The organism is Actinoplanes sp. NPDC051343, assembly GCF_044455125.1.
Lineage (GTDB): Bacteria > Actinomycetota > Actinomycetes > Mycobacteriales > Micromonosporaceae > Actinoplanes.
The window spans coordinates 240,189-265,972 of record NZ_JBITEL010000010.1 but is presented as its reverse complement, the minus strand read 5'-3'; the positions used below and the strand labels follow the sequence as shown (position 1 = coordinate 265,972).

The window sequence follows — 25,784 nt, the reverse complement described above, 5'->3', positions numbered from 1 at the left end:
GAACGAGCCGGAGGCGGCTCGCCGCGGGTGCGCCGAAACCGACTTGCGGCCCGACTCGACGCGGCCGTCGCGAACCCGGATCTCGAGAGGTCACCCCCGGCCCGAGAAACTCGTCGAGCAGAAGGTCGGCATCGCGTAGGTGTTCCGCGTCCTCCGGCTTCCCTGCGCTCACGTGGCTCTGGTCACAAGGCCGGCCCCTCTCGGGTAGACCCCGCGGGCCGGGAAAGTCGCGACGGCGATGAGCCGGATGGTCTCCGCCCTCACCGGCGTCCGGAAACGTCCTGCGCCGGTGGCTGCCATCGACCGGCTGGAAACGTCGTCGACCCGTCGACCTGCGGTTTCTCGGCACGATCCACTCCTCTCCAGAACTCGCGAACGACCCGATTTTGTCGGTCGCGGCCGACTCGGCGTACGGGATCTTTGAAGGCCTGTGGATAACTTTCTGGCCTGTGGATAGCCGGGGTTTTGTCGGTGCCGGCTGATAGACATGCCGGGTGACCGAGACGACCGGAACCGTGGCTGACCAGGCCGAGCGAGCAGCGGTGCGCGAGCGCGCCGAGGAGGTGTTGCGCCGCCTGGCCGGCGAGCACGCGACGCTGCGAGAGGACCAGTGGCGCGCCATCGAGGCGCTCACGGTCGACCGGCGGCGGGTGCTCTGTGTCCAGCGCACCGGCTGGGGCAAATCGGCAGTCTATTTCGTGGCGACCGCGCTTTTACGTGACGGCGTCACCGCGCAGTCCGGCGAGCGTGAGGCCGGGCCGACCGTCATCGTGTCGCCGCTGCTGGCGCTCATGCGCAACCAGGTCGACGCCGCTGCCCGCGCGGGCATCCGAGCCCGCACGATCAACTCGGCCAACCTCGACGAGTGGAGCGTGATCCAGGCCGAGATCCGGCTCGGTGAGGTCGATGTCCTGCTGATCAGTCCGGAGCGCCTCAACAACCCCGATTTCCGCGACAACGTGCTCCCCGACCTGGCCGCGACGACCGGCCTGCTGGTGGTCGACGAGGCGCACTGCGTCTCCGACTGGGGGCACGACTTCCGCCCGGACTATCGGCGTCTGCGCCAGTTCCTGGCCGGCCTTCCGTCCCGCACCCCGGTGCTCGCCACCACCGCAACGGCCAACGCCCGGGTGACCGCCGATGTGGCTGATCAGCTCGGCGACGCGCTGGTCCTGCGCGGCTCGCTCGAACGAGACTCGTTGCGCCTGGCCGTGCTCGACCTGCCCGATCCGGCGCATCGGCTGGCCTGGCTCGCCGACCATCTCGAGCGGCTGCCGGGCTCCGGCATCGTCTACACACTGACCGTCGCCGGCGCCACCGAGGCCGCCGATTTCCTGCGTTCGCGCGGCTTCGCGGTGGCCTCTTACACCGGCCAGGTCGACGACAGCGAGCGTCGGGCGGCCGAGCAGGGCCTTCTCGACAACAAGCTCAAGGCCTTGGTCGCCACGTCGGCACTGGGGATGGGTTTCGACAAGCCCGATCTGGGCTTTGTGATCCATCTCGGCGCGCCGCCGTCCCCGATCGCCTATTACCAGCAGGTCGGCCGGGCGGGTCGTGCGGTCGAGCATGCCGAGGTCGTGCTGCTGCCCGGGGCGGAAGACGTCGCGATCTGGCGCTACTTCGCCTCGCTGGCCTTCCCGCCCGAGGATCAGGTGCGGTCTGTCCTGTCGCACCTGGCACCGGACCGTCCGATGTCGACCCAGGCCCTCGAGCCGCTGGTCGACCTGCGGCGCAACCGGCTCGAGATGATGCTCAAGGTCCTCGACGTCGACGGCGCGGTCCGTCGGTCGCGCGGCGGCTGGCTCGCCACCGGAGAGCCGTGGACCTACGACACGGCCCGTCTGCGACGCGTCGCCGAGGCGCGCAGGGCCGAGCAGGACACCATGATCGAGTACGCGTCGAGCACCACCTGCCGCATGGAGTTTCTTCGCCGTTGCCTGGACGACCCCGAGGCCGGACCTTGCGGCCGCTGTGACAACTGTTCCGAGCCGCTGTTCGACGCCGAAGTGTCGGCCGCCTCCCTCGCCGCCGCCAACGCGTTCCTGGGCAAGCCGGGCGCCGAGATCGCCCCGAAGAAGATGTGGCCCACCGGCCTCGCCGCGGTCGGACTGTCACTCAAGGGCAAGATCGCGGCGGCTGAGCAGATCGAGCCGGGCCGTTCCGTCGGTCGCCTGTCCGACCTGGGCTGGGGCAACCGCCTCCGCGCGCTGGTCGCCGACGACGCACCCGACCAGCCGATTCCCGATGATCTGGCCGCCGCCGTGGTCGAGGTTCTCAAAGCGTGGGCTCACGGGGAGGACGCCTGGGCGCAGCGCCCGGCCGGCGTGGTCGCGGTCGGCTCGCGGCGCCATGCGCTGCTCGTGCAGAGCCTGGCCGAGCACATCGCCAAGGTTGGGCGCCTCCCGCTCCTGGGCGGGCTGACGTCGACCCACGAGGGTGGCGGCGCGCGGGGGAACAGCGCCCAGCGGGTGCTCGCCCTGCACGACGCTTTCACCGTCCCGGCCGAGCTCAAGGCGGAACTGTCCACCTTGTCCGGCCCCGTGCTGCTCGTCGACGATCTGGTCGACTCGGGCTGGACGATGACGCTCGCCGGCCGGGCCCTGCGCCGGGCCGGAGCCGGCGCGGTGATGCCGCTCACGCTGGCGGTCGCCAACTGACGCCGCGCCGGGCCGGAGCCGGTGCGGTGATGCCGCTCATGCTGGCGGTCGCCAACTGACGCCGCGCCGGGCCGGAGCCGGTGCGGTGATGCCGCTGGCCGTCGCCAACTGACGCTGCGCCGGCGAGGGACGCCGGGGCTGACGCTCAGGTGGGGGATGGTCGCGCGAGAGCAGGTACCGGCAGAATGGGACAAAGGATTTCAAAGTGGATGACAACGCTCCCGGAGGCCGGCGACGGCGTGATACCGGTAGGGGGTATGCTCTGGCTATGTCCGATGAGTCGACGCACCACGCTGGCCCGCACGGTTACTCCGGTGACAAGGCTGCCCTGCTCGGGCGTCTCCGTCGCATCGAGGGGCAGATCCGCGGCCTGCAGCGGATGGTCGACGAAGATACCTACTGCATCGATGTGCTGACCCAGATCTCCGCCGCCAAGAGTGCGCTCCAGGCGGTGGCGGTTGGCCTGCTCGAGGACCACCTGGCCCACTGCGTCGTCGACGCGGCACGGGCCGGCGACCCCACGGCCAAGGTCAAAGAGGCGTCCGATGCGATCGCGCGGCTCGTCCGTTCGTGACGGCCGTTGTCTGAGAGGGGCTTTGCCATGGCTGTGACCAGCACCTACACCGTGACCGGGATGACCTGCTCGCACTGCGTGCAGGCGGTGACCGGCGAGCTGTCCACGCTTCCCGGCGTCGAGGACGTGCGCATTGACCTGACCTCGGGCGCGGTGACGGTGACCAGCGCGGCGCCGCTCGCCGACAACGACGTTCGGGCCGCGGTCGACGAGGCGGGCTACGAACTGGCCGGGGTCTGACCCCCGGCGGGAACTTTGCGGTCGCGCCGACGGACTCATCCAGTAGAGCGTGATCAACGAACGGGGGAAACGGGATGGCTGTTGATCAGCAGACGGAGGAGCCACCCGATTTCGGCCGGCGGCCGGCCGATCCGGCGACAAGCGGGAAGGCCGAGGAGAGGGCCACGTTCCGGCTGGCCGCCTACGGCGCCGTGCTCGTGGTCGTGCTGTTCGCGGGCTACGGGCTGGGCCGGCTCAACAACGGAGCAACCTCGGCATCGGCCCCACCGGCGGCAACCGGCACCAGCAGCGGCGCGCCCCAGGGCGCCGGCGGGGACATGCCGGGCATGGCCATGGGCGAGAGCGAACCCCACACCCACAACGCCGACGGCACGGTCACCCAGTCCGCGGTCGCCCTACCGGCGGGCTCCATGGTCGGCGGCCTCTCGCTCAGCTCGGCCAACCTCACCCTCGTACCGCTGAAGACCACCTTCCAGGCCGGCTTGAAGCAGCACCTCAGGTTCCGCATCATCGGCGCCGGCGGCGCACCCGTCACCATCTTCGCCGTCGTCCACGACAAGCTTCTGCACCTCATCGTGGTCCGCCGTGACTTATCCGGCTATCAGCACCTGCACCCCACGATGAACCCGGACGGCACCTGGACCATGGACCTCACGCTGGCCCAGCCGGGCATCTACCGGATGATCGCCGACTTCACCGCGATCGTCGGTGGCCAGCAGGTCGCGGCCGCGCTGGGCAGCGACCTCACGGTCGCCGGACCGTACGCCCCGGTGCCCCTGGCCGCCCCCGCGAAAACGGCTCACACCGGTGGCTTCGCGGTCGGCTACGAGGGCACCCCGAACACCCGGTCGGTGCAGCCGATTTTGGTGAGCGTCGCCGGACCCGACCGCAAGCCGGCCGCCCTGCAGCCCTACCTCGGGGCGTACGGCCACCTGGTGATGATCCGGCAGGGCGACCTCGGCTACGTCCACGTCCATCCCGAGGCGCAGCTGGTCGGCGGCAAGGTCAAGTTCTGGCTGACCGCGCCGAGCCAGGGCACCTACCGGATGTTCTTCGACTTCCAGGTCGCGGGCCAGGTGCACGACGCGGCCTGGACCGTCACGGTCAGCTAGGCAGCATGGTCGACAAGGCCGGTTTCACACCCCACTCCTCGACCAACGATGCGTACTCGGAAAGCTGGGCCGATGTCGGCGCCGCGCCGGTCCGCCGGGCCCGCAGCATCAAATTTCGAGGCGTGTGCGCCGAGTCGATGAACTCGACCACGTCGACCCGGTAGCCGTTCAACCGCAGCAGCGACGCCCGCAGCGTGTCGGTGAGGACGTCGGCGAACCGCTCCCGCATGATCGCGTGCCGGGTGAGCTCTCCGAACGGTGCCGGCGCCGTCCGGCCCTTGAGCTGGGCCGCGATGTCGTGGTGGCAGCACGGCGCGGCGAGCACCCACGAAGCCGACCAGCCGACCGCGCGGGCCAGCGCCTCGTCGGTCGCGGTGTCGCAGGCGTGCAGCGCCAGCACCAGATCGGGCTCGAACGGCAGCGAGGCCGAAGAAATGGTCCCCGCGACGAACGAGACGTCGTCGGAACAGCCGAGGGATTCGGCGACGGCGGAATTCCGTACGCGTTGGTCCTCGCGCACATCGACCCCCACGACCTCGACGGAAACGCCTCGCCCGGCCAGGTATCGATAGGCCGCGAACGTCAGATAGGCATTGCCGCAGCCCAGATCGACGACGCGCAGCGTCGGCGGCAGTTCGGCGGGCAGGGTCGCCTCGAGGGCGCGCAGAAAGGCGTCGATCTGCCGCCGCTTGGCCGCATTGCCGCCGATCACTTCGAAAAGCGGGTCGCCCGGATCGAGGAGCCACTGCTTGGTCCGGTCGTGATCGGCCGCCGCCGAATCCCGGGACGCCGAGGCCCGATGAATCTGCGCGTCGCCCTTCTTGGTGATTCGCACCTGCACGGTCGAGGACGCCGTCTCGATGTGCCAATTCCCGAACGGCTCGGCCAGCAGCGAATCGACTGCTTCGGCCGCCTCCGGTCCCGGAACGACATTTCGAGTGGTCGGGCGCGCCCCGTCGTCGGTCACGATCTGCAGCCGCGCCCCGGCCTTCAAGGTGACCGGCCGCAGCTCGGCCCGGGTCACCGAAGGGGTGAAACCGCGCCGCCGGCCGGCCGCCACCGCGCGGGTGAGCCCCGGGTCTAGTAAGAGTTCACGGACTTCGGCGAGCACATCGGCGAGCGGTTGTGGCATGCATCCATTCTGCCTGGCTCCTCGGGTCTTCCGTTCGCCACCAAGTTGATCTATACATTGGCGCGGAGGTGCCTCATGTCGTACCGGGGCGACCCGCTCTCGGTCCGGCTGCGCGCCGAAACGCACGCCGCGCACGACGCGGCGCAACGAAGCGGTTTCCTAGGGTCACTCGCGGCGGGCCGCTTGCCGTTTGCGGCGTACGCCGACCTGGCCGCGCAACATTGGTTCATCTACGAAGCCCTGGAACTGGCCGCCGCGGCGATGACCGACGACCCGGTGGCCGGCGCATTCGTCGCACCCGAACTGCACCGCCTGCCCGCGATCGAGTCCGACCTGACGTTCCTTTACGGCCGGGGCTGGGAATATCGCATCGAGGCGCTGCCCGCGACCACTACCTACTGCACCCGGCTGCGCGAGGCGGCGTTCGCCGGGGCGCCCGAATTCATCGCCCACCATTACACCCGCTATCTGGGTGACCTGTCCGGCGGCCAATATCTGGGCCCGGCAATTGCCAGGTCCTATGGCCTCACCACCGACGGCCACCGGTTCTTCGTCTTCGAGGGCGTCGACCCGTTCGTCTTCAAAGCCCGCTACCGGCAGATGCTCGACGCCCTGAACTGGCCGCGCTCGCAGGAACGGATCTTCCTGCGCGAGGTCGGCGAGGCGTACCGGCTCAACATCAGCCTGCTCACCGAACTGAAGGAGCGCTGGGTATGAACCCGTTCCCGCCCGAGGTGGTCGCCCAGATCGCGGCCCACATGAACGGCGACCACGCCGACGACAACGTGCTGATCGTGCGGGCGCTCGGCGGCATCCCGCAGGCGACGGCCGCCCGCATGTCGGGCCTGGACGCCGACGGGATGGAGTTCGCCGCCATCGTCGACGGCATCGAGGTCCCGGTGCGGATCCCGTTCCCGGAACGCCTCACCGAACGCCGCCAGGTCCGCGCCGAGGCCGTCCGCATGTACCGCGAAGCCTGCACCACCCTGGGGATCGATCCCCGGCCTTGAGATTGTGGACGGCCGCCCGAAATTGTCGGACCCCGGTGCTCTACTCGACCCCTCCCAAAACAGGGGTGGGGGGAGGTGGCGGGGGCCAGGCGGCATGGTCGAGCCGGCAGGGTCCGGCGCGGAGACCGGCGGCCGCGCCGGACATGCGAAAGGCCCGGCCGAGTGGCCGAGCCTTTCGCAGATAGAAATCAGGCGGTGGTGCCGACTCCGGCCTCGGAACCGCCGGTCATCTCGGCCGAGCCCGACCCGCTGCCGCGGTTACCCCGGGTGCCCCGGCGCCGCTTGCGCTTGGGCTGGTCGGCGTCGTCGTCGGAGTCAAGGTCGGCGTCGGCCGGGGCCGACGAGTCGGCGGCGGCATGGTCACCGCCGTCGGAAAACACCGGCATGTTCACGGGTGCGGCCTTGCGTCGCGTACGCGGGGGAGCCGCCTCCTCAACCGCATCGCCGGTCGTCTCCGCCACCGGGGCGGCGGTCGCCTTGCGGCGGGTCCGCTTGGGTGCCACCCCGAGTTCGGAAGCCGGGTCCGAATCGGCCGGCGTCTCCACCGCGGGAGCGACGTCGGCCGCGGCGCGAGTGCGGGTACGCGGCGTGGTCGCGCCCTCTTCGGACGCCGACACCGACTCGTCGGCCACCGTGCGACGGCTGCGGGTCCGGGGGGCCGTGGCGGCTGCATCGGCCGCCGCCGGGTCGTCGGTTACCGCGCGACGGGTGCGGGTCCGGGTCGACGGGGCGGCCTCGACCTCCGAAGCCGGCTCATCGCTGACCGGGCGGCGGCTGCGCGTCCGAGTGGCCGGCGCGGCCTCTTCGACGGAAGCCGAAGTGGGAGCCGAAGCCGGCTCGTCGCTCGCCCGGCGCCGGCTGCGCGTGCGCGCGGCCGGGACGATCTCGTCGTCCGGCGAGCCGGCGCTGGGCGCGGCCTCCACCGGCGAGTCGGTCACCCGGCGGCGGCTGCGGGTACGCAAAGCCGGCGCGATCTCGTCGACCGGCGAGTCGACGGAGGCCGAGGAGTTGACGGCGGCCGAGGAGTTGACGGCGGCCGAGGAGTTGACCGATGCCGAAGAGTTGACCGATGCCGAAGAGTCGACGGAGACCCCGGAACCGACGGGGGTCGAAGCGACAGCCGAGTCGGGAGCGTCCGGCGAGGACGCCGTGCGGCGACGGCGCGAGCGGGTCCGCGACGCCGGTGCGTCCTCGGCGAGAACACTCGAGGACTCCGTGGTTTCGGCGGCCGGGCTCTCCGGCGTACCGGAAAGCTCGTCGCCCGCCCGGCGCCGGCGACGCTGGCGCTTGGGGCGGTCTTCGCCGCCGTCGGAAGACGGCCCGGACGATGAGCCGAAGGACGGTCCGGAGGAATCCGGCCGGCCTCGCCGACCGTTCCGGCCCCGTTCCCGGCGGCGTCCGCCGCCACCCAGGTCCTCCTCGATCTCGGCCGAAAGGCCGGCCCGGTTGCGCTCGGCCGTCGGCAACGTGCCCGAGATGTCGGTCGGAATGTCGAGGTCACTGTAGAGCGCGGCGCTCGTGTGGTAGGTCTCCGGCGGCTGCGGCATGCCCAGGCCGAGGGTCTTGTCGATGAGGACCCAGCGCGGCATGTCCTCCCAGTCGACGAAGGTCACCGCGACGCCGGTCGCGCCCGCCCGGCCGGTGCGGCCGATGCGGTGGGTGTAGGTCTCCGGGTCTTCCGGGCAGTCGTAGTTGATGACGTGGGTGACGCCGGAGACGTCGAGGCCGCGGGCGGCGACGTCGGTGGCGACCAGCACGTCGATCTTGCCGGAGCGGAAGGCGCGGAGCGCGCGCTCGCGGGCGCCCTGGCCGAGGTCACCGTGGACGGCGGCGACCGCGAAGCCGCGGAAGTCGAGGTCTTCGGCGAGGCGGTCGGCGGCCCGCTTGGTGCGGGTGAAGATCATGGTGAGGCCGCGGCCGCGGGCCTGCAGGATCCGCGCGATCATCTCCACCTTGTTCAGCGGGTGGGTGCGATAGACGACCTGCTTGGTCAGCGGCGACGGGCCGCTGTCGGCGGTGTGACCGGCGTGGATGGTGACCGGGTGGTGCAGGAACCGGCGGGACAGCGCGACGATCGGGTCGGGCATGGTCGCCGAGAACAGCATGGTCTGCCGCTGCTCGGGCAGCATCGCCAGGATCTTCTCGACGTCGTCGAGGAAGCCCAGGTCGAGCATGCGGTCGGCCTCGTCGAGCACGAGCGTCTTGACGCTGCTCAGCTTGAGCTGCTTCTGCTTGGCCAGGTCGAGGAGGCGGCCGGGCGTGCCGACCAGGATCTCGACACCCTTCTTGAGGGCGTCGACCTGCGGCTCATAGGCGACACCGCCGTAGATCGGCAGCACCCGCACCCCGCGGGTGCTGCCCGCGGCGGCGAGGTCACGTGCCACCTGCAGACCCAGCTCGCGGGTCGGTACCACGATGAGAGCCTGCGGCATGCCGTCGGCGCCCTCGGACGGGGCGAGCAGCCGCTCGAGCATGGGCAGGCCGAACCCGAGGGTCTTGCCGGTGCCGGTGGGCGCCTGGCCGATCAGGTCGGTGCCGCGCAGCGCGATCGGAAGTGCGTACTCCTGGATGGCGAAGGCCCGGGTGATGCCGGCCTTGGCCAGCGCCTCGACGGTCTCGGCCCGGATTCCCAGCTCGGCAAAGGTGGGGCTGTCGGGGCGGACGGGGGCGCGGTTGGTAACTGGTACGAGTGCGGGTTCTGAGTTCTCGATGTCGGTCATGAAGTTTTACGGGTGCCTCTCGTGGTGCGCCCGTCGAAACCTGGGGCGCGCTATGGGTAGGGCGCGGGCCACACGCTCGAAAGCGGGCCGCACGCGCGGGTCGCCGCGGCGATCAAGAGGATCGACGTCGACGGCGACGCGACAAGTCTACCCGACTCGGAGATCTCGCACCTCAGAGCAGAGTTACGGAAGGGGGCCGCGGGATTCCGCGACCCCCTTCGAGACAGCCTCAGCGAGTGGTGAAACCGAACGGCCGGTTGGACGACTCGGCAATCTCCACGTACGCGACCTTGGCGATCGGGATGATCACCTTGCGGCCCTTCTCATCCGTGAGCGACAGCACGCCGTCCTTGGCCATCGCCTCGGTCACGGCCTGCTCGACCTCCGCCGGGGTCTGTGCGCTCTCGAGCACCAGCTCACGCGGCGTGTGCTGCACGCCGATCTTGACCTCCACGGGGTCCTCCTCTGTGCGCGTCCGACGCACTGAAGGCTATCCGATTTCGGCCGGTGTTCCGCCGGATGTGCCGTCCTGAAGGGGGAAGCTGGCGATGCCGCGCCAAATAAGCGCAGCTACCAGCGTTTCCGCTTCCGCTTTAGGCGTACGCCGTCCGTTGGCCAGCCAGTACTGAGCCGACTGCCCGGACGTCCCGACGAGGCCCGCCGCGAGCAACTGGGCCTGGTCGGTGCTGAGGTTGGTGTCGACGATGATCGTGTCGGTCACCGCCTCGATGCAGCCCTGCTCGACCCGCTCGACCCGCTGGCGCACCTGCGGATCGTTGCGGAGGTCGGACTCGAAGACGAGACGGAAGGCCTCGCTCTCGTGGTCGACGAAGTCGAAGTAGGCCTGGACGGCGCCCTTGACCCGTTCCTTGTTGTCGGTCGTGGCCATCATCGCGCTGCGCACCTTGGCGATTATCGCGTCGCAGTGCGTGTCGAGCAGCGCGAGGTAGAGCTCGAGCTTCCCCGGGAAGTGCTGATAGAGCACGGGCTTGGAGACGCCGGCGCGCTCGGCGATGTCATCCATCGCGGCTGCGTGGTAACCCTGCGCAACGAAGATCTGCTGGGCGGCCGCCAGCAGCTGCTTGCGCCGCGCGGAGCGGGGCAGGCGCGTAGGGCGGGCGGTCTGTGGTCCGCCGGACGCTGCGGTCATCTCTCTGAACCTCCAGGGGGTTGGTCCCCGCGGTTTGGTCGGCGCGGTATGCCCGGATCGGCGCGTGTCGCAGCCGTGCGGTCAATTGTCGCGACGCTGCAACTTATCGCCACCGCAAGCACACGGTAGCCTCAGCGGGGGCGAGCGAGGAGCACGCGGTGGATGAAACAGGGCATTCCGGAGACGCCGGAGCCGCGGAGGGCGGCGACGGTGCTGATCCGCATGAGCGCACCCGGCTGAACGGCTGGGCGACGCCGGACAGCCCCTGGTCCCACCCCGGTGCCCCGCTCGAACAGGAGAATGACGTCCCGGCGTGGCGTCGCCCGGCTCCGGAAAACAGGCCCTCCTCGGGCGTCCCGCTGCCGGCGCCGACACCGCCCGGGTTCGTCGACGCCAGGCCGACCGGCGAAATTCCCCCGTCCGGGGCAGCGGACCGGTGGGGTGAGACCCGTTCGCGCTACTCCGACCTGCTGGCGCCGCTCGCGCCGCCGCCCCTTCCCAGCGTTCCCGAGCAGTCCCGCCCCGGCGGCGGAAGTTTCGGCAGCCCGGCCGTGCGGTCGGAGCCCGGCCAGTCGACCGGCGGCTTCGGGAGCAGGGAGCCCGGTCAGTCGACCGGCGGCTTCGGGAGCAGAGAGCCTGGCCAGTCGACCGGCGGCTTCGGGAGCAGAGAGCCCGGCCAGTCGACCGGCGGCTTCGGGAGCAGAGAGCCTGGCCAGACAACCGGCAGCTTCGGCAATGGCGGGCCTGCTCCCACGTCCGGCGGCTTCGGTAGCAGTGAGCCGACTCCGACGTCCGGCGGCCTCGGCAGCAGTGAGCCCGCTCCGACGTCCGGCGGCTTCGGCCGCAGCGAGCCTGGCCAGACGACCGGCGGTTTCGGAAATATCGAGCCCGGACAGGTCACCGGTGGCTTCGGCAGCCCGGCCGCGGCGCGGCCTTCGCCGCTTCGCGCCTTCGATGTGCCTACGCCGAGCAGCGCACCCCCTTATCCGTACGAGGGGGACCTCGACGACGCAGCGCCCCCCGCACCGCCGCAGCGCGCCACCACGGCCGTTCCGCTCGTGCGCCCGGCCGCCCCGGGTGGCCGCCGCGCCGACTGGATCGCCTCCGAGATGGGCCAGGACGCCCGCCACGCGCTGAGCCAGGGCACCCCGATCCAGGGCACTCCGATCCAGGGCACTCCGGTCACCGGCAGCCCGGTTGTGCCCGAACGGGCCGCGACCCCCGAGCCCCCGCGCGTTGTGACGCAACCGGAAAACCCGGTCGGCGACGAGGCGAAACTCGCCCGCCCGTCGTACGATCCGTCCAGCTTCCCGCGCGGCCAGGGATACGAGCCCTCGCCGGCCGCGGAGACCTCCGGCTACACCCCGCCGCCGGCCTACGCCGGGTTCGGTGGTCGCGACGCCGGCCCGGTCCGGCCCGGTGACCCCGGGGCTGCCCGGGCGACCGAGTCCGCCGACCAGGGCGCCCGTTCGCTGCTGCCCCAGCGCGTCCCGGCCCAGCCGGACGTGCCGAGAGTTCCGGAGCCACCGCTGGTGGAGCCCACCGCCGAGACGCCCGCGCTGGCGCGCATCGCGACGCACCTGCGCCGCGGTGACGTGTTGCCGGCGCAGGAACGGCAGGAAGGGTTCGACGTGCAGGCGATCCTGGCCGCGGTCCGCGAGGTGGCCGGCGTGCGCGACGCGTCGTTGCGCACCACTCCGGCCGGCGCCCACAGCCTGCGTCTCGACCTTGCCGAGGGCGCCGACCCGGCCGAGGTGAGCCGCCGGGTGGCCCGCCTCCTGCAGGACCGCATGGGCCTCGACGCGGCGATGAAGGGTGAGGCCCTGCCCCCATTGCCCCCTCCCACGTCCCCCGTCTCGCCGGCGCGGGCCACCGCCCCGGTGTCACCCCCACCAAGGGATGCCTCGCTGCGGGAAGGCAGGCCCCGGGGAAGTTCGCTCAGGGATGCCACGTACGAGGACAGCGCCCAGCGGGATGCCACCCGCCAGGAGAGGCGGGATGCCGCCTTCCAGGAAAGGCCGGACGCCGCCTTCCAGGAGCGGCGGGATGCCGCGTCCCGGGAGACCTCGCTGAGCGATGCCTTGCCTCGGGAGACCTCCCTCCGGGAAGCCCCGCGCCGGGAAAGAGAACGCGAACGGCATCGGGAGTCAACGCTGAGCGACGTCCAGCCGGCGAGAGAGGCCGCCCCGGGCCCCGCGATGGAGGCCCCCCCGACCAGGGCAGCCCCGGCGGCTAGGGAGATTGCCCCGGCCAGGGAGACTTCGTCGACCCAGGCTTCCGCGCCGACCCGGGCGAAGCCGGTCGAGAGGGCCCCGGAAAAGCCCGCCCAGCACGAGCGCCACGACGACGAGCCCCGGATCATCTCGGAGACCGCGATCGTGCCGAGCGGCGTCGAGACTCCGCCCCGCCCGCTCTATCCGGCCCACGACCCCGGCCCCCGCATCGTCATCGAGAACGTGCAGGTCAACACGTTCGGCACCGACGCCACGGTCGAGGTGCGGCTGGGTGTCGGCGGCCGGTCGGCGGCCGGTGAGGCGAGCGGCCCGGCGGTCGACGGTTACCTGCTGCGGCTCTGCGCGATGGCCACCGCCGCCGCGGTCGACCAGTTACTCTCCACCACCGACCATCCGGAGGGGCCGGTGCGCTGCTTCGTCGAGCATGCCGCCGCCGTACCGTTCGGTGCCTCCCATGTCGCCGTCGCCGTGCTGCTGCTGTCCTGGAACGGCTGGGTCGAGCAGCTGGCCGGCTCGGCCGTGGTCACCGGCGACGACCGGCTGGCCATGGTGCGCGCAACCTTGGCGGCGGTCAACCGCCGGCTTGAGGCACTCTTGTCGGGATGAAGGGCGCCATCCTGGCCGCCGACGGCGCGTTGCGGCCGGTCGGCGACATACCACCTCCTTGGCCCGCCCGGCGGGTGACCGTCGACGGGAAGATGCTCCACGTCCGTGACACCGCGGGGACCGGTCCGGACGCCGAGCCCGCCGTCTACGTGCACGGTCTCGGCGGTTCCTCGCAAAACTTCACCGACCTGGCGGGCCTGCTCGCCGACCGGTTCGACGGGCAGGCGATCGATCTGCCCGGCTTCGGTTACAGCGATCCGAACCCCCACTATTCGATCCGGGCCACGGCCGACACCCTGATCGGCTATCTGGAGTTCGCGGGGCGGGGCCCCGTGCATCTGGTCGGGAACTCGTTGGGCGGGTCCATCGCCGTACGCGTCGCGGGCTTGCGCCCCGACCTGGTCCGCACCCTCACCTTGATCTCCCCGGCCATGCCGTTCCTGGACCCGCGCCGCACGGCGCAGGGTCCGCTGCTGCCGATTCTGGCGCTGCCCCGCGCCGAGCGGTTGTTCGCGTGGGGGATGGCCCGGATGACCGTCGACGAGATGGCCGACCAGGTGATGATCGCCTGCTTCGGTGACACCTCCAAGATCAACTCGCAGCGACGGGCCGAGGCGATCGAGGAGATCAAGCTCCGTTACACGGTGTCGCACTACCCGCGGGCCTACCTGGGCACGCTGCGCGGCCTGGTCTCCAGCTTCCTGCGGGCCTATCTGCCCGGCGCCGGTTCGCAGTGGCGGCTGGCCGCCAACGTGGTCGCGCCGACGCTGGTGATCGGCGGTCTGGACGACAAGCTGGTCGATCCGCGGGTGCCGGCCCAGGTCGCCCGGGTGATCCCGGACAGTCGCCTGCTGATGCTGCCGCGGGTCGGTCACGTCGCGCAGATGGAGGTGCCGCGCCTGGTGGCCCGGGGAATCGTGGGGATGCTCTCCGACATCGCCGCCTAGGGGCAACCTGTGCGACTCTGGCCGGGCGATGATCGAGAAATCTCCTCACGTTCGGGATCGGTGGCGCCAGTGGTGGCTGGCGGTCTTCGCGCTGGTCCTGGTCGTTGTCGCCGGCGTGCTGGCCGGCCGGCATCTGCGCTCCGGCGGCTGGCAGCCGGTCGCCGCGCCCTCCTCGGCGGCGCCCGCCACGCCGCCTCTCCGGGAGTCGACGCCGTCGCCGTCACCGAGCAGAACCAGCTTGCTGCAAACTTCGGGGAAGGTGCCCACTCACGGCTCCGGTTCCTTTTCGTACGCGATGAGCACCGGTCCCGTGATGGGCCGGACGGGCCCGTTGCGCCGTTTCCGGGTCGGCGTGGAGAACGGCAGCAACGAGGGCGTGGCCGCGTTCGCCGACCAGGTGCAGGCGACGTTGGGCGATCCGCGCAGCTGGACCGGCGGCGGCACGCTGCGCCTGCAGATGGTCGCGGTGGGGGAGAGGTACGACTTCACGGTTTACCTTGCGACCCGCGGCACGACCGGCCGGATGTGTCTGGCCGGCGGCACGAACGTGACGATCCACGGGCGGCCGTACACGTCGTGCCGCACGACCGGGAAGGCGATCATCAACCTGGACCGCTGGCGGTTGTCGGCTGCCCCGTACCGGGCGGCCGGGATCCCGCTCGGCGTCTACCGGCAATATGTGATCAACCATGAGGTGGGGCACGAGTTGGGGCATCACCACGTGGGCTGTCCGAGGGCCGGGGGACCGGCGCCGGTGATGGTTCAGCAGACGCTCACGCTGCGCGGATGTGTCGTGAACCCGTGGCCGCGCTTCGACGGCAAGTTCCTCACGGGACCGCCCGTCTGATCGAATCAGGCCCGCCCGATCGCTGATCCGTGGCAATCTCGCGTTTGTCATGGCAAAGGTGATGAGCCGGACTCGCGATCGTGAGCCGGTGGCCACGTCGGCGGTGCGAGCGACCAGGTCGAGCGGCCGCCGCGTGGTCCGCACGCCGGTCGTCCTGCCCGGTGAGAACGTCCCCGCGGCGGTCCGCGACCCCGGGCCGCGCCACCGGTTTCTGAGCACCCTCTTCTTCCTGCTGATCGTCGTGGGGATGCTGCTGCTCGGCCGCTACGTCGGAGCCGGGGGCCGTGCCGGGCCGCGCCCGTCCGTCGCGGCCCCGGCCGGGCACGTGGCCCCACCGGTGCCGCGGGTCGAACCCACCCCCTCGGCCGCCGCGCGGCCGGAAGCGGGCACGAGCGGCCAGTTCGCGTACGTCAACGGCTTCGGACCCGTCCTGGGCCGCGCCGGACCGATCCACCGTTTCAAAGTCGCGGTGGAAAGGCCGTCGCCGGCGCAGGCCGGCGCGGACTTCGCCCACGCGGTCGACCGCACGCTGGGTGACGGGCGTAGTTGGATCGCCTCCGGGCGGTTCCGGCTGCAGCGGGTGCCGGAGGGCGCCTCGGCCGAGTTCACGGTCTATCTGGCGTCGCCGAAGACCTCGCAGCGGATGTGCTCGACCGGCGGCCTGGAGACCGGCGGCTACACCTCGTGTCGCCTGCCGCGAAAGGTGATCATCAATGACGCCCGGTGGGACGGCGCGGTGCGTGACTATCGCGCTCCGATCTCGACGTATCGGCAGTACGCGATCAACCACGAGGTGGGGCACCAGTTGGGGCACGGGCACGAGGCGTGTCCCGGTAAGGGCCGCCCGGCCCCGGTCATGATGCAGCAGACGCTGGGCCTCAAGGGCTGCGTGGCCAACGCCTGGCCGTATCGGAACGGCGAGCGGTACACCGGCCCGTCGATCCGCTGAAAATTCCCGTGTCCCGCATGTCGGGCCGGTGTTCAACGTCATGGCCGCGACGCGGGCCAACGAGCAAGAATGGGGGGCGATCCTTACCGCCAACCCGGGAGTCACAGGGTGCTTGACAAGAACGTGGCACTGCCCCCGCTCGTCGAGCCGGCCGCAGAGCTGAGCGTCGATGAGATCCGCCGCTACTCGCGGCACCTCATCATCCCGGATGTCGGGATGGTCGGTCAGAAGCGTCTCAAGAACGCCAAGGTGCTCGTCGTCGGCGCCGGCGGTCTCGGCTCGCCGGCCCTGCTCTACCTGGCCGCGGCCGGTGTGGGCACGCTCGGCATCGTCGATTTCGACACGGTCGACGACTCCAACCTGCAGCGCCAGATCATCCACGGCGTCTCCGACGTCGGCCGGCCCAAGGCCGAGTCCGCGGCGGACAGCATTCGCGAGATCAACCCGCTGGTCAACGTGATCATTCACAACACCGCGCTGGATCGCGACAACGTCAAGGAGATCTTCAGCCAGTACGACCTGATCGTCGACGGCACCGACAACTTCGCGACCCGATACATGGTCAACGATGCCGCGGTGCTGCTCGGCAAGCCGTACGTCTGGGGTTCGATCTACCGCTTCGACGGCCAGGCCTCAGTCTTCTGGGAGGAGTACGGTCCCTGCTACCGCTGCCTCTACCCGGAGCCCCCGCCGCCCGGCATGGTGCCGAGCTGCGCCGAGGGCGGCGTCCTCGGCGTGCTGTGTGCGTCGATCGGGTCGATCCAGGTCAACGAGGCGATCAAGCTGATCACCGGCATCGGTGAGCCGCTGGTCGGCAAGTTGATGGTCTACGACGCCCTCGAGATGGAATACCGCAAGATCAAGGTGCGCAAGGACCCGAACTGCGCGCTCTGCGGCGACAACCCGACGGTCACCGACCTGCTGGAAGACTACGACGACTTCTGCGGCGCGGTCTCCGAGGAGGCTCAGGAGGCGACCCTCGACTCGACGATCACCGCCCGTGAGCTGAAGGAGTGGCAGGACGCCGGCAAGGACGTGTTCCTGGTCGACGTGCGTGAGCCCGCCGAGTGGGAGATCAACCGCATCCCCGGCGCCACGCTCATCCCGAAGGGTGAAATCCTTTCGGGCGAGGCCCTGTCCCGCTTCCCGCAGGACCGGCAGATCGTGCTGCACTGCAAGTCGGGTGTGCGCTCGGCCGAGGCGCTGGCGGCCATCAAGGCAGCCGGTTTCAAGGACGCCGTGCACGTCCAGGGTGGCATCGTCTCCTGGGTCAACACGGTCGACCCGTCGTTGCCGTCATACTGACCCTTCGTGCCGTCACGCCTCGTCACCAATCGGTGACGAGGCGGGGCGGACGTTCCGGACAGTTACCAGGACGACACAGCGGATCGCTGTCCCGAGTTGTAGCGTGACGGTCGTGGTCGATATTGATGCGGCGATCGGATACGTGATCGCGCACGGAGATCCGGTCGAGCGAGCTCGACTGCACTATCTCCGCACGCGCCAGCAGGCGCCCGACGAGATCATCGATCGCATCACCGCCGGGCAGACCTCGGCCGGGGGCTGGCCCGCCTCGACCGACAGCGCGATTCCCTCGGTCGACGCCACCTGCTTCCGCCTCAACGAGCTCGACGACCTCGGTGGCCTGCACGGCCCGGCGGTCGATCGGGCGCTCAACTGGCTGGCTGCGGCCCAGCGTGACGACGGCTCCTGGCAGGAGGACGAGTCGCTGGCCGCCGAGGCTCCGGCCTGGGCGATGCCTGGTGACCCCGAGGCCACGCTCTATCTGACCGCGCTGGCCGGCTATTGGATGACGGTCGCCGAGATGGAGACCAACCCGCACCACACCGGGCCGGTTCGCTACGGCGCCAACCTCGCCGCGGCCGCCCAGTTCTTCGTCGCCCGGCTGCGCCCGGACGGCACCTGGCCGTCCTATCTGGCGGCCGGCTGGCACGCCGCCGGCCTGCTCGGGGAGCAGCAATATTTTTATGAGGCGGCCCGCATCCAGCTGGTGCTCGGCGACCGGTTGCCCGACATGACCGCGGCTGACATCGCGTCGATGGCGGCCGCGCTGCGCCGGGTCAACCTGGGTGACGACTGGTTGTTGCAGAGCGCGCGCAAGCGGCTCGCCGAGACGCAACGTACCGACGGCGGCTGGGACAGCGCCGAGGGGCCCAACTTCGACGTCAACACCACGCTCATGGTGCTGAGGGGCCATCGCTGACATCCGCCGAACGGCCATCATTACGCTCAGTAGTTAGGGCTATTGGGTCAATACCGACACGTCGGGCATAGTGGGTAACGGCCCCAACCGGGGCCGGGCGAGATGAAGATCCGCACGGGCGATGAAGTTGGTCGCTACAGTCCGGCGGGGAGTCAGTAGCGAAACCGGCGCCTACGAAGCAACTCCTTCGGAGGAACGCCGTAATGCGTAAGTCTGTGAAGCGCGCCGTCGTCATCGGTACCACCCTCGCTGTCGCCGGTGTGGCCGGTGCTGCCTGGGCGTCGTGGGTCGCCGGCGGCGATGGAACCGCCAGCGCCCAGGCCGGCACGGCGAGCGAGTTGACGACCAATGTGGTCACCACCGACGCGACCCTGTTCCCGGGCGTGACCGGCGACTCCACCATCTCGATCAACAACCCGAACCCGTACCCGGTCAAGGTCACCTCGATCGTCTGGAACCCGAGCGACGGCGTCCAGGCCACCCCGGTCGCCGGCAAGACCTGCGGCAACACCGGCGTCTACTTCGGTGACTTCTCGCAGAACAACATCGGCACCAACGGCGTCCTCTCCGGCCTCGACCTCGAGATCGCCAAGGGCGACAGCGCGCAGTTCACCCTCCCGAAGACCGTCCACATGATCAATAACTCGGAGGACGGCTGCCAGGGCGCCACCTTCTCGATCAAGGTGCACGTGAGCGGTGTGAGCAACGCCAGCTGACGTACGCGGCCGGCGGCGACCTCGCCGCCGGCCATTCGGCTCGGAAGGCCGTCTGCCATGAAGCTCCGCCCTGCCCTCGCCGGTGTCAGCCTGACGGCCGCCGCGTTGCTGGCCACGCCGGTCCCGGCGCTGGCGGCCTGGACGACCTCCTCCGGCCACGCCGGCCTCAGCGCACGGGCTGCCGTCCTGCCCGCCCCGGCGACACCGTCGGCCACCGCGCACGGTTCGTCGGTGCGGGTGACGTGGTCGTCGATGACCGCCTTTCCCGTACGCGGCTACCGCCTGACCCGCACCAACGCCCTGACCGTGACAACCGTCGAGGCCGGCAGTCACTGCGGCGGCCTCCTGACGACACCGGCGTGTACGGAGGGTGACGTCCCGCCCGGAAGCTGGTCCTACGCGGTCCTCGCCGTAGTCGGCGACAGCTGGACCAGTGCATCGGTCCCGAGCGCCCCGATCGTGATCGGCCGACCGCCACCGCCTGCCGAGGATTCCGTCGCCCGGCCACCCGCGCCCGCCTCGTTACCGGCTCCATCAATGACCACCACGCCGTCTCCCTCCGCGCCGCCGTCACAGGTGCCCTCGGCGACGCCGAGCGCGCTCACGTCGGCCAAGCCATCAGCGTCGCCTACGCCGAGCGCGACCACGTCGGCCAAGTCATCAGCGTCGCCTACGCCGAGCGTGACCACGCGGGCCGAAGCCAACGTCTCACCCGAGCCGCATGACTCGGTGGAGCCGGCCGAGGGCGTCATCACGCCCAGCTAGTGCCGGCCCATTCGCCGGCCTAGCCCGGTTGCACTGAGCTCAGCGCGTGTGGCCGTTCCCGGTGACGATGTACTTCGTCGAGGTCAGCTCGGGCAGGCCCATCGGGCCGCGGGCGTGCAGCTTCTGCGTGCTGATGCCGATCTCGGCCCCGAAGCCGAACTCGCCCCCGTCAGTGAACCGGGTGGACGCGTTGACCATGACCGCGGCCGCGTCGACGCCGGCCGTGAAGCGACGCGAAGCCGTCACCGACTCGGTCACGATCGCCTCGGTGTGGCCGGTGCCGTAGCGGCGGATGTGGTCGAGCGCGTCGTTCAGGGAGTCGACCACCGCGACCGAGATGTCCGCCGACAGGTATTCGGTCTCCCAGTCGACCTCGGTCGCCGGCACCACGTCGTCGCTGTGGGACGCCACCCGCGGGTCGCCGTGCACTGTCACCTTGGCCGACGCGAACTCTTCCAGCACCAGCGGCAGGAACGTGTCGGCGATCTCCGCGTGCACCAGCAGCGACTCGGCCGTGTTGCACGTGGACAGGCGCTGGGTCTTCGAGTTGACCGTGATCGCGAGCGCCTTTTCCAGGTCGGCCGTGGCGTCGACGTATACGTGGCAGTTGCCGACGCCGGTCTCGATCACCGGGACCGTCGACTCCTCGACCACCGTCTTGATCAGGGACGAGCCGCCGCGGGGGATCAGCACATCGACCAGGCCGCGGGCCCGCATCAGCTCCTTGACCGAGTCGCGGCTGGTCGCGTCGACGAGCTGGATCGCGTCGGCCGGCAGGTCGGCGTCGGCCACCGCCTTGCGCAGCACCGAGACGATCGCCGCGTTGGAGCTGAGGGCCGAGCCGGAGCCGCGCAGCAGCACCGCGTTGCCCGACTTGAGGCAGATGCCGGCCGCGTCGGCGGTCACGTTGGGGCGGCCTTCGTAGATGATGCCGACCACGCCGAACGGCACCCGCACCTGCCGCAGCTCGAGCCCGTTGGCCAGGGTCGAGCCGCGGACGACGTCGCCGACCGGGTCGGGCAGCGCGGCGAGCTGGCGCAGCCCGTCGGCCATGGCCGAGACACGGTCGGCGGTCAGCGTGAGGCGGTCGATCATCGCGTCGGTCAGGCCGCCGTCACGGGCGTTGGACACGTCGACCGCGTTGGCGGTGACGATCTCGTCGGAGCGCGAAACCAGACGGTCGGCCATCAGCAGCAGCGCCCGGTCCTTCTCGGCGCGGGTGGCCGCGGCCAGTTCGATCGAGGCCACCCGTGCGTCAGTGGCCTGCTGCTGAACGGTCATCGCGTTACCCCGATCAAAGGAGGACAAGGTCGTCCCGATGAACGACCTCACGTTCATAGCCTGGCCCCAGTGTCGCCGCCAACTCGGGTGTGGAGCGTCCCAGAAGTGCGGGCAGCTCGACCGCGTCGTAGTTGACCAGCCCGCGGGCCACCGGCGCGCCCGACCCGGCGTCGACCAGGTCGACCGGGTCGCCGGCCGCGAATGACCCGTCGACCGCGGTGATGCCGGCCGGCAGCAGTGACTTGCGCCGGGCCACGATCGCGGTGACCGCACCCGGGTCGAGGTGCAGCCGGCCGCGGGGGGCGGTGGCGTGGGCGAGCCAGAAAAGGCGGGCCGCCGGCCGCTGCGAGGCGGCGTGGAAGAGCGTGCCGACCTCGTCACCGGCCAGAACCTCACCGGCCCGGGGTGCGGAGGTGAGCACGACCGGAATGCCGAATCCGGTCGCGATGCGGGCGGCCTCGACCTTGGTGACCATGCCGCCGGTGCCGACACCGGACCGGCCGGGCGTGCTGATGCTGATGTCGGAGAGATCCGAGGAGGAATCGACCGTCGGGATGCGGCGCGAGGACGGGTCGGACGGGCTGCCGGTGTATAGCGCGTCCACGTCGGAGAGCAGCACCAGCAGGTCGGCCTGCACCAGGGCGGCGACGAGCGCGGCCAGCCGGTCGTTGTCGCCGAACCGGATCTCTTCGGTGGCGACCGTGTCGTTCTCGTTGACGATCGGGAGGGCGCCCAGGTCGAGCAGCTTGCGGAGGGTGCGGTACGCGTTGCGGTAGTGCGCCCGCCGGGTCACGTCGTCGACGGTCAGCAGCACCTGCCCGACGGTTTTGCCGTGCCGAGCGAAGCCCGCCGCGTACCGTCCGATGAGCAACCCCTGGCCGACCGACGCCGCCGCCTGCTGCGTGGCCAGGTCTCGCGGCCGGCGGCGCAGCCGCAGGGGTGCGAGACCGGCCGCGATGGCACCGCTGGAGACCAGCACCACCTCGCGCCCGGAGGTCGCCAGCGAGCCCAACGCGTCGACCAGGGCGTCGACGCGCGCCTCGTCGATGCCGCCGGACGCCGTGGTCAGCGAGGACGACCCCACCTTGACCACGACCCGGCGTGCTTCGGTCACTACATCGCGCACCCGGCCATTGTCCTCGTGCGGGTCCGCGGAATCGGCCCGAGATCCCATATCGTGGCTCGGGTGACACCGCAGGAGTACGCCGAAGAGGTGCTCGCGCTCGTCGAGCGCATCCCCGAGGGCAAGGTCATGTCGTACGGTGCGATCGCCGACGCCCTCGCCGACGTCTCCGGGCGCAACTCGGCCCGGCAGGTCGGCACCATCATGGCCCGGCATGGCGGCGGGGTCCCGTGGCACCGCGTGGTGACCAGCGCCGGGCGGATGCCGCCGGGTCACGAGCAGGAGGCCCGGCAGCGGCTGCTCTCCGAGGGCGTACCGCTGAAGGGCGACCACGTCGACATGTCACGCGCCCATTGGTTGCCCTAGGCCGATCAGCCGCGCGGCGCCCCGCATCTGGAATTCGAGGAACCCGCGCCGGTCCTCGTCGATCGAGTTGTTGAGCTGCCCGAACAGTTCGGAGCTGACCGCGCCGCAGAGCTGGGTGAACGCCGCGATGGTCGCGCCCACGACCTGGGGCGGTATCCGCGAGTCGAACTGGCCCGCGACCGCCGCCAGCTCTTCGGCGTAGCGTCCGCTGATCGGCGGCCCGGCGGTGACCGCGCCGTCGCCTATGGCGTCGCGCACGATCGAGACGATCAGCAGGATGACCCGGGTGGCCGGCCCGACGGTGTCCTGGGGGGCCTGATAGCCGGGCACCGGGCTGCCGTAGATCAGGGCCCACTGGTGTGGTTCGGCGAGCGCCCATTCGCGGACGGCCAGCCCGACCGCGACCAGCTTCTCGGTGTGCCCGGTCACGCCTTCGATCGCCTGTTCCGCGGCGACGCCGACCGCGTCGTACGCGTCGATGATGAGCGCCGTGAGCAGCTCGTCCCGGCTGGCGAAGTAGCGGTAGACGGCGGACGAGGCCATGCCGAGGTCGCGGGCGACCGCGCGCAGCGAGAGGTTGGCCCCTTCGGTGGCCAGGTGGCGCCGGGCCACCGTCTTGATCTCGTCCGTCATCTGGGCCCGGACCCGGGCTCGTACTCCCGCTGCACTCATGCGACCAGTGTGTCATACCGAGAGCAGTGCTCTTGCCAAACAGTGATCGTGGTGGCATCGTTGTTCTCGTCAGAGAGCGGTGCTCACAAAAGCGAGCAAGGAGAATGGCATGCACGTCATCGTTGGTTCCGGCCCCGTCGGTAGCTCCATCGCCCGCCTGCTCGCCGGCCGCGGCGAGAGCGTCCGGATGATTACGCGGAGCGGCAGCGGCCCCGAGCACAAGCTCGTCGAGCGGGTCGCCGCCGACGCCTCGGATGCCCGCCGGCTCACCGAACTGGCCGCCGGCGCGGAGGTCGTCTACAACTGCGCCAACCCGAAGTACACCGAGTGGGAGCAGAAGTGGTTCCCGATGAACGACGCGATGATCGCCGCCGCGAAGGCGACCGGCGCGGTCTACGCGATCACCGGCAATCTCTACGTCTACGGGTTGCAGCCCGGCGGCTACATGCGCGAGGACACCCCGATGGCCGCGGTCGGCCGCAAGGGCAAGGTCCGCATCAAGATGTGGCGCGACGCCCTGGCCAGCGGTGTGCGTACGGTCGAGGCACGCGGCGCCGATTACATCGGCGCCGGAGCGGTGGGCATCTTCTCGGCGGTCCTGCTTCCGGCCATGGCCACCCGACGTACGCCGTGGGTCCCGGCCGACCTCGACGCACCGCACACCTTCACCTACACCGGTGACATGGCCCGTGCCCTGGTCGACCTGGCCGGTGACGAGCGCGCCTGGGGCCGGGCCTGGCACGTGCCGTCGGCCGACCCGATCAGCCTCCGCGAGCTGACCGACCGCTACTGCGACCTGATCGGTGTCCCGCACCTGACCATGCACAAGCTTCCGCGCTGGATCAACCACGCCATCGGCCGCTTCAACCCGATGATGCGCGAGATGGCCGAGATGGACTACCAGTTCTACTTCCCGTTCCGGCTCGACAGCACACTGACGGCGCGGACCTTCGGCCTCACCGCCACGCCGCTCGAGGTCAGCCTGCGGGAGACCGCCGAGGACGCGGAACGCATCTCGGCGCGAACGATGTGAGGTCAAAGCCGTAGGCCGACTCAGAGCAGTAGGCCCACTCCGGCGCGGCGCGGATCCCCGGCCGCGCCGGCCTGGCCGACCGCGGTCACCCCACCGAAGTAGTGGTCGAACTCCGGCCACTCGTTGATCTGCCAGCCGGCGTCGGCCAGCAGCGCCAGTTCGTCGCGGCGGTAGCCGGGCTCGACGTGCGCGACGTCGCCGACGACGTGCAAACGCGGGCGGCGGATCGCCGACTCCATGTCGAGACCGTCGACCAGCACCCCCAGGAGCGTGTCGACCAGGGCCGTACGGATGCGGGACGCCCCGGCCGACCCGATCGCCACCGCGAGCCGGCCGTCCGGGTCGATCACCACCAGCGGGCACATGTTGGACGCCATCCGGCGGCCCGGCGCCAGGTTGTCGGTGAGCAGTTCGCCCTCGCCGAGCATCGAGTTGAGGTGAACGCCCAGGCCGGGCAGCCACACGCCGGAGCCAAGACCGAGCGTCGTCGTGATGACGCAGGCGTTGCCGTCGGCGTCGACCACCGAGATGTTCGTCGTGTCGCCGATCTTCTGGACGCCCTGGTCGCGGAGCGCGGCGGCGACGCCGGGCGCGCGCGCCGGCCGTCCCAGGTCGGCCGGCAGCCCGGCGATCGTGTCGACCGTGCGGCTGAGATCGTGCCGGGCCCGGATCCGGTAGCCGGCGAGCAGCGCATGGTCGACCGGGGTCTCCATGACCCGATAGCCGGCGAGGTCGCGGGGCCCGAGCGCGCCGCCGGCCGAGCGCACGGCCTCGACCAGCAGGGCGGCGTACGAGCCGGTGTAGAAGACGGCCGGTCCCTCGTCGGCCAGCCCGCCCAGCGCCTCGTCGAGGCCGGGATGGAACAGCACGTCGCCGCCCGTGAGCTGCCGCCCGCCGGGCGTGTAGACCTCGGCGCCCGCACCCCAGTTGAGGGCCGGGGCGCAGGCCTCGAGCGTACGAGCGTGCGCGTCCGGCAGCCGCACGCCGCGGCGCGCCAACCCGATCGCCGGCTCGACCACGGAGGCCCAGGGCAGCCGCCCCCATCGCCGGTGCACCTCGCCGCACCCGGCCGGAACGCCCGGCACCGCGACGCTGGCCCCGCCGATCGAATAGACCTGCCGCACGCCGCCGAAGTAGACGTCCACCTCGATCATCGGACCGGGCCGGTGGTCGCCGTCGGTGCCCGGCACCGTGGCGAAGAAGTCCAGGCAGGTCACCTCGCCGGTGGCCGCCTCGAAGTAGGTCGCGAACCCGCCCCCGCCCAGCCCGGTGAAAATCGTTTCACCGACGCAACCGGCCAGCACGGCGGCGACCGCGGCGTCGGCCGCGCCGCCCCCTTCTGCCAGGATCCGCAGCCCGGCCTCGGCGGTCGCCGGGTGGCTGGCGGCGACCCCGGCCGCAACGCTCGTCATCAACCTGAGCGTAG

Annotated in this window: 23 protein-coding genes and 1 pseudogene; 16 read left to right on the top strand and 8 right to left on the bottom strand. The window is 70.9% G+C overall.

The features are described 5' to 3' along the window. Positions 1-494 precede the first annotated feature (494 nt). From ACIA5C_RS31460 to ACIA5C_RS31445, 4 genes are all read left to right on the top strand, one after another. Complete coding sequence (locus tag ACIA5C_RS31460) at positions 495-2,657, top strand: DEAD/DEAH box helicase (protein WP_396061228.1); 2,163 nt, start codon at positions 495-497, stop codon at positions 2,655-2,657. Between the two features lie 268 nt (positions 2,658-2,925). Continuing rightward, positions 2,926-3,231, top strand: coding sequence for a metal-sensitive transcriptional regulator (locus ACIA5C_RS31455; protein ID WP_396061225.1), 306 nt, complete (start codon positions 2,926-2,928; stop codon positions 3,229-3,231). 27 nt (positions 3,232-3,258) lie between these two features. Continuing rightward, a complete protein-coding gene (locus ACIA5C_RS31450; protein ID WP_396061222.1) occupies positions 3,259-3,471 on the top strand; it encodes a heavy-metal-associated domain-containing protein in 213 nt (70 codons plus the stop codon). Between the two features lie 74 nt (positions 3,472-3,545). Further along, positions 3,546-4,583 (top strand): hypothetical protein, encoded by a 1,038-nt coding sequence (locus ACIA5C_RS31445; protein WP_396061219.1) that lies wholly within the window; start codon positions 3,546-3,548, stop codon positions 4,581-4,583. On the opposite strand, the gene ACIA5C_RS31440 is transcribed toward ACIA5C_RS31445, so the two are convergent. Next, entirely contained in the window at positions 4,576-5,715 is a 1,140-nt protein-coding gene (locus ACIA5C_RS31440) for a class I SAM-dependent methyltransferase (protein WP_396061216.1), read from the bottom strand. The two genes, ACIA5C_RS31445 and ACIA5C_RS31440, sit on opposite strands and share 8 nt — an antisense overlap. A 75-nt stretch (positions 5,716-5,790) precedes the next feature. Here ACIA5C_RS31440 and ACIA5C_RS31435 point away from each other — a divergent pair, with 75 nt between their 5' ends. Beyond that, on the top strand, positions 5,791-6,432 hold the full coding sequence (locus ACIA5C_RS31435) for a heme oxygenase (biliverdin-producing) (RefSeq protein ID WP_396061213.1): 642 nt from the start codon (positions 5,791-5,793) through the stop codon (positions 6,430-6,432). Continuing rightward, positions 6,429-6,725, top strand: a complete 297-nt coding sequence (locus tag ACIA5C_RS31430) for a DUF2470 domain-containing protein (protein WP_396061210.1) — start codon at positions 6,429-6,431, stop codon at positions 6,723-6,725. The genes ACIA5C_RS31435 and ACIA5C_RS31430 overlap by 4 nt, the downstream gene beginning before the upstream one ends. A 1,258-nt stretch (positions 6,726-7,983) precedes the next feature. Here ACIA5C_RS31430 and ACIA5C_RS31425 read toward each other — a convergent pair. From ACIA5C_RS31425 to ACIA5C_RS31415, 3 genes and pseudogenes are all read right to left on the bottom strand, one after another. After that, a pseudogene (locus tag ACIA5C_RS31425) lies at positions 7,984-9,445 on the bottom strand (DEAD/DEAH box helicase); the annotation flags it as partial. A 229-nt stretch (positions 9,446-9,674) separates the two neighbouring features. Further along, complete coding sequence (locus ACIA5C_RS31420) at positions 9,675-9,899, bottom strand: DUF3107 domain-containing protein (RefSeq protein WP_396061207.1); 225 nt, start codon at positions 9,897-9,899, stop codon at positions 9,675-9,677. A gap of 36 nt (positions 9,900-9,935) precedes the next feature. After that, on the bottom strand, positions 9,936-10,595 hold the full coding sequence (locus ACIA5C_RS31415) for a TetR/AcrR family transcriptional regulator (protein WP_396061204.1): 660 nt from the start codon (positions 10,593-10,595) through the stop codon (positions 9,936-9,938). 158 nt (positions 10,596-10,753) lie between these two features. Between ACIA5C_RS31415 and ACIA5C_RS31410 the strand changes: the two genes are divergently transcribed. The 8 genes from ACIA5C_RS31410 to ACIA5C_RS31375 all read left to right on the top strand — a co-directional run bounded on the left by ACIA5C_RS31410 (position 10,754) and on the right by ACIA5C_RS31375 (position 19,883). Beyond that, positions 10,754-13,435, top strand: coding sequence for a hypothetical protein (locus ACIA5C_RS31410; RefSeq protein ID WP_396061202.1), 2,682 nt, complete (start codon positions 10,754-10,756; stop codon positions 13,433-13,435). Further along, positions 13,432-14,382 (top strand): alpha/beta fold hydrolase, encoded by a 951-nt coding sequence (locus ACIA5C_RS31405; protein ID WP_396061199.1) that lies wholly within the window; start codon positions 13,432-13,434, stop codon positions 14,380-14,382. Before ACIA5C_RS31410 ends, ACIA5C_RS31405 begins: the two co-directional genes overlap by 4 nt. A 28-nt stretch (positions 14,383-14,410) precedes the next feature. After that, complete coding sequence (locus tag ACIA5C_RS31400) at positions 14,411-15,229, top strand: DUF3152 domain-containing protein (RefSeq protein ID WP_396061196.1); 819 nt, start codon at positions 14,411-14,413, stop codon at positions 15,227-15,229. 61 nt (positions 15,230-15,290) lie between these two features. Further along, entirely contained in the window at positions 15,291-16,178 is an 888-nt protein-coding gene (locus tag ACIA5C_RS31395) for a DUF3152 domain-containing protein (RefSeq protein WP_396061194.1), read from the top strand. A 69-nt stretch (positions 16,179-16,247) separates the two neighbouring features. Beyond that, entirely contained in the window at positions 16,248-17,483 is a 1,236-nt protein-coding gene (moeZ, locus tag ACIA5C_RS31390; RefSeq protein WP_396061191.1) for an adenylyltransferase/sulfurtransferase MoeZ, read from the top strand. A gap of 112 nt (positions 17,484-17,595) precedes the next feature. Continuing rightward, positions 17,596-18,402: a prenyltransferase/squalene oxidase repeat-containing protein gene (locus ACIA5C_RS31385; RefSeq protein ID WP_396061189.1), complete on the top strand. Its 807-nt coding sequence runs from the start codon at positions 17,596-17,598 to the stop codon at positions 18,400-18,402. Between the two features lie 203 nt (positions 18,403-18,605). Further along, the gene (locus ACIA5C_RS31380) at positions 18,606-19,118 is read left to right on the top strand and encodes a hypothetical protein (RefSeq protein ID WP_396061186.1); all 513 of its coding nucleotides are present in this window, start codon (positions 18,606-18,608) and stop codon (positions 19,116-19,118) included. 57 nt (positions 19,119-19,175) lie between these two features. After that, positions 19,176-19,883 carry a hypothetical protein gene (locus ACIA5C_RS31375; RefSeq protein WP_396061183.1) on the top strand — a complete coding sequence of 236 codons (708 nt, stop codon included), beginning with the start codon at positions 19,176-19,178 and terminating at the stop codon, positions 19,881-19,883. A gap of 39 nt (positions 19,884-19,922) precedes the next feature. On the opposite strand, the gene ACIA5C_RS31370 is transcribed toward ACIA5C_RS31375, so the two are convergent. Next, complete coding sequence (locus tag ACIA5C_RS31370; protein ID WP_396061180.1) at positions 19,923-21,164, bottom strand: glutamate-5-semialdehyde dehydrogenase; 1,242 nt, start codon at positions 21,162-21,164, stop codon at positions 19,923-19,925. Positions 21,165-21,177: 13 nt separating this feature from the next. Then, a complete protein-coding gene (gene proB, locus ACIA5C_RS31365; protein ID WP_396061177.1) occupies positions 21,178-22,290 on the bottom strand; it encodes a glutamate 5-kinase in 1,113 nt (370 codons plus the stop codon). 60 nt (positions 22,291-22,350) lie between these two features. Between proB and ACIA5C_RS31360 the strand changes: the two genes are divergently transcribed. After that, positions 22,351-22,653 carry an MGMT family protein gene (locus tag ACIA5C_RS31360; protein WP_396061174.1) on the top strand — a complete coding sequence of 101 codons (303 nt, stop codon included), beginning with the start codon at positions 22,351-22,353 and terminating at the stop codon, positions 22,651-22,653. Here the strand turns inward: ACIA5C_RS31360 and ACIA5C_RS31355 are convergent. Continuing rightward, the gene (locus tag ACIA5C_RS31355; RefSeq protein WP_396061171.1) at positions 22,630-23,325 is read right to left on the bottom strand and encodes a TetR/AcrR family transcriptional regulator; all 696 of its coding nucleotides are present in this window, start codon (positions 23,323-23,325) and stop codon (positions 22,630-22,632) included. The two genes, ACIA5C_RS31360 and ACIA5C_RS31355, sit on opposite strands and share 24 nt — an antisense overlap. A 109-nt stretch (positions 23,326-23,434) precedes the next feature. On the opposite strand from ACIA5C_RS31355, the gene ACIA5C_RS31350 reads away from it, so the two are divergent. After that, positions 23,435-24,358, top strand: a complete 924-nt coding sequence (locus ACIA5C_RS31350; protein ID WP_396061168.1) for an NAD-dependent epimerase/dehydratase family protein — start codon at positions 23,435-23,437, stop codon at positions 24,356-24,358. A gap of 20 nt (positions 24,359-24,378) precedes the next feature. On the opposite strand, the gene ACIA5C_RS31345 is transcribed toward ACIA5C_RS31350, so the two are convergent. Next, a complete protein-coding gene (locus ACIA5C_RS31345) occupies positions 24,379-25,770 on the bottom strand; it encodes a gamma-glutamyltransferase (protein ID WP_396061165.1) in 1,392 nt (463 codons plus the stop codon). Positions 25,771-25,784 lie beyond the last annotated feature (14 nt).

Coding starts and splice junctions, on each gene's coding strand:
- ACIA5C_RS31455 (WP_396061225.1), top strand. CDS start 2,926: ATGTCCGATGAGTCGACGCACCACGCTGGCCCGCACGGTTACTCCGGT.
- ACIA5C_RS31450 (WP_396061222.1), top strand. CDS start 3,259: ATGGCTGTGACCAGCACCTACACCGTGACCGGGATGACCTGCTCGCAC.
- ACIA5C_RS31445 (WP_396061219.1), top strand. CDS start 3,546: ATGGCTGTTGATCAGCAGACGGAGGAGCCACCCGATTTCGGCCGGCGG.
- ACIA5C_RS31440 (WP_396061216.1), bottom strand. CDS start 5,715: ATGCCACAACCGCTCGCCGATGTGCTCGCCGAAGTCCGTGAACTCTTA.
- ACIA5C_RS31435 (WP_396061213.1), top strand. CDS start 5,791: ATGTCGTACCGGGGCGACCCGCTCTCGGTCCGGCTGCGCGCCGAAACG.
- ACIA5C_RS31430 (WP_396061210.1), top strand. CDS start 6,429: ATGAACCCGTTCCCGCCCGAGGTGGTCGCCCAGATCGCGGCCCACATG.
- ACIA5C_RS31415 (WP_396061204.1), bottom strand. CDS start 10,595: ATGACCGCAGCGTCCGGCGGACCACAGACCGCCCGCCCTACGCGCCTG.
- ACIA5C_RS31405 (WP_396061199.1), top strand. CDS start 13,432: ATGAAGGGCGCCATCCTGGCCGCCGACGGCGCGTTGCGGCCGGTCGGC.
- ACIA5C_RS31400 (WP_396061196.1), top strand. CDS start 14,411: ATGATCGAGAAATCTCCTCACGTTCGGGATCGGTGGCGCCAGTGGTGG.
- ACIA5C_RS31395 (WP_396061194.1), top strand. CDS start 15,291: ATGAGCCGGACTCGCGATCGTGAGCCGGTGGCCACGTCGGCGGTGCGA.
- moeZ (WP_396061191.1), top strand. CDS start 16,248: ATGGGGGGCGATCCTTACCGCCAACCCGGGAGTCACAGGGTGCTTGAC.
- ACIA5C_RS31380 (WP_396061186.1), top strand. CDS start 18,606: ATGCGTAAGTCTGTGAAGCGCGCCGTCGTCATCGGTACCACCCTCGCT.
- ACIA5C_RS31375 (WP_396061183.1), top strand. CDS start 19,176: ATGAAGCTCCGCCCTGCCCTCGCCGGTGTCAGCCTGACGGCCGCCGCG.
- ACIA5C_RS31370 (WP_396061180.1), bottom strand. CDS start 21,164: ATGACCGTTCAGCAGCAGGCCACTGACGCACGGGTGGCCTCGATCGAA.
- ACIA5C_RS31355 (WP_396061171.1), bottom strand. CDS start 23,325: ATGAGTGCAGCGGGAGTACGAGCCCGGGTCCGGGCCCAGATGACGGAC.
- ACIA5C_RS31350 (WP_396061168.1), top strand. CDS start 23,435: ATGCACGTCATCGTTGGTTCCGGCCCCGTCGGTAGCTCCATCGCCCGC.
- ACIA5C_RS31345 (WP_396061165.1), bottom strand. CDS start 25,770: ATGACGAGCGTTGCGGCCGGGGTCGCCGCCAGCCACCCGGCGACCGCC.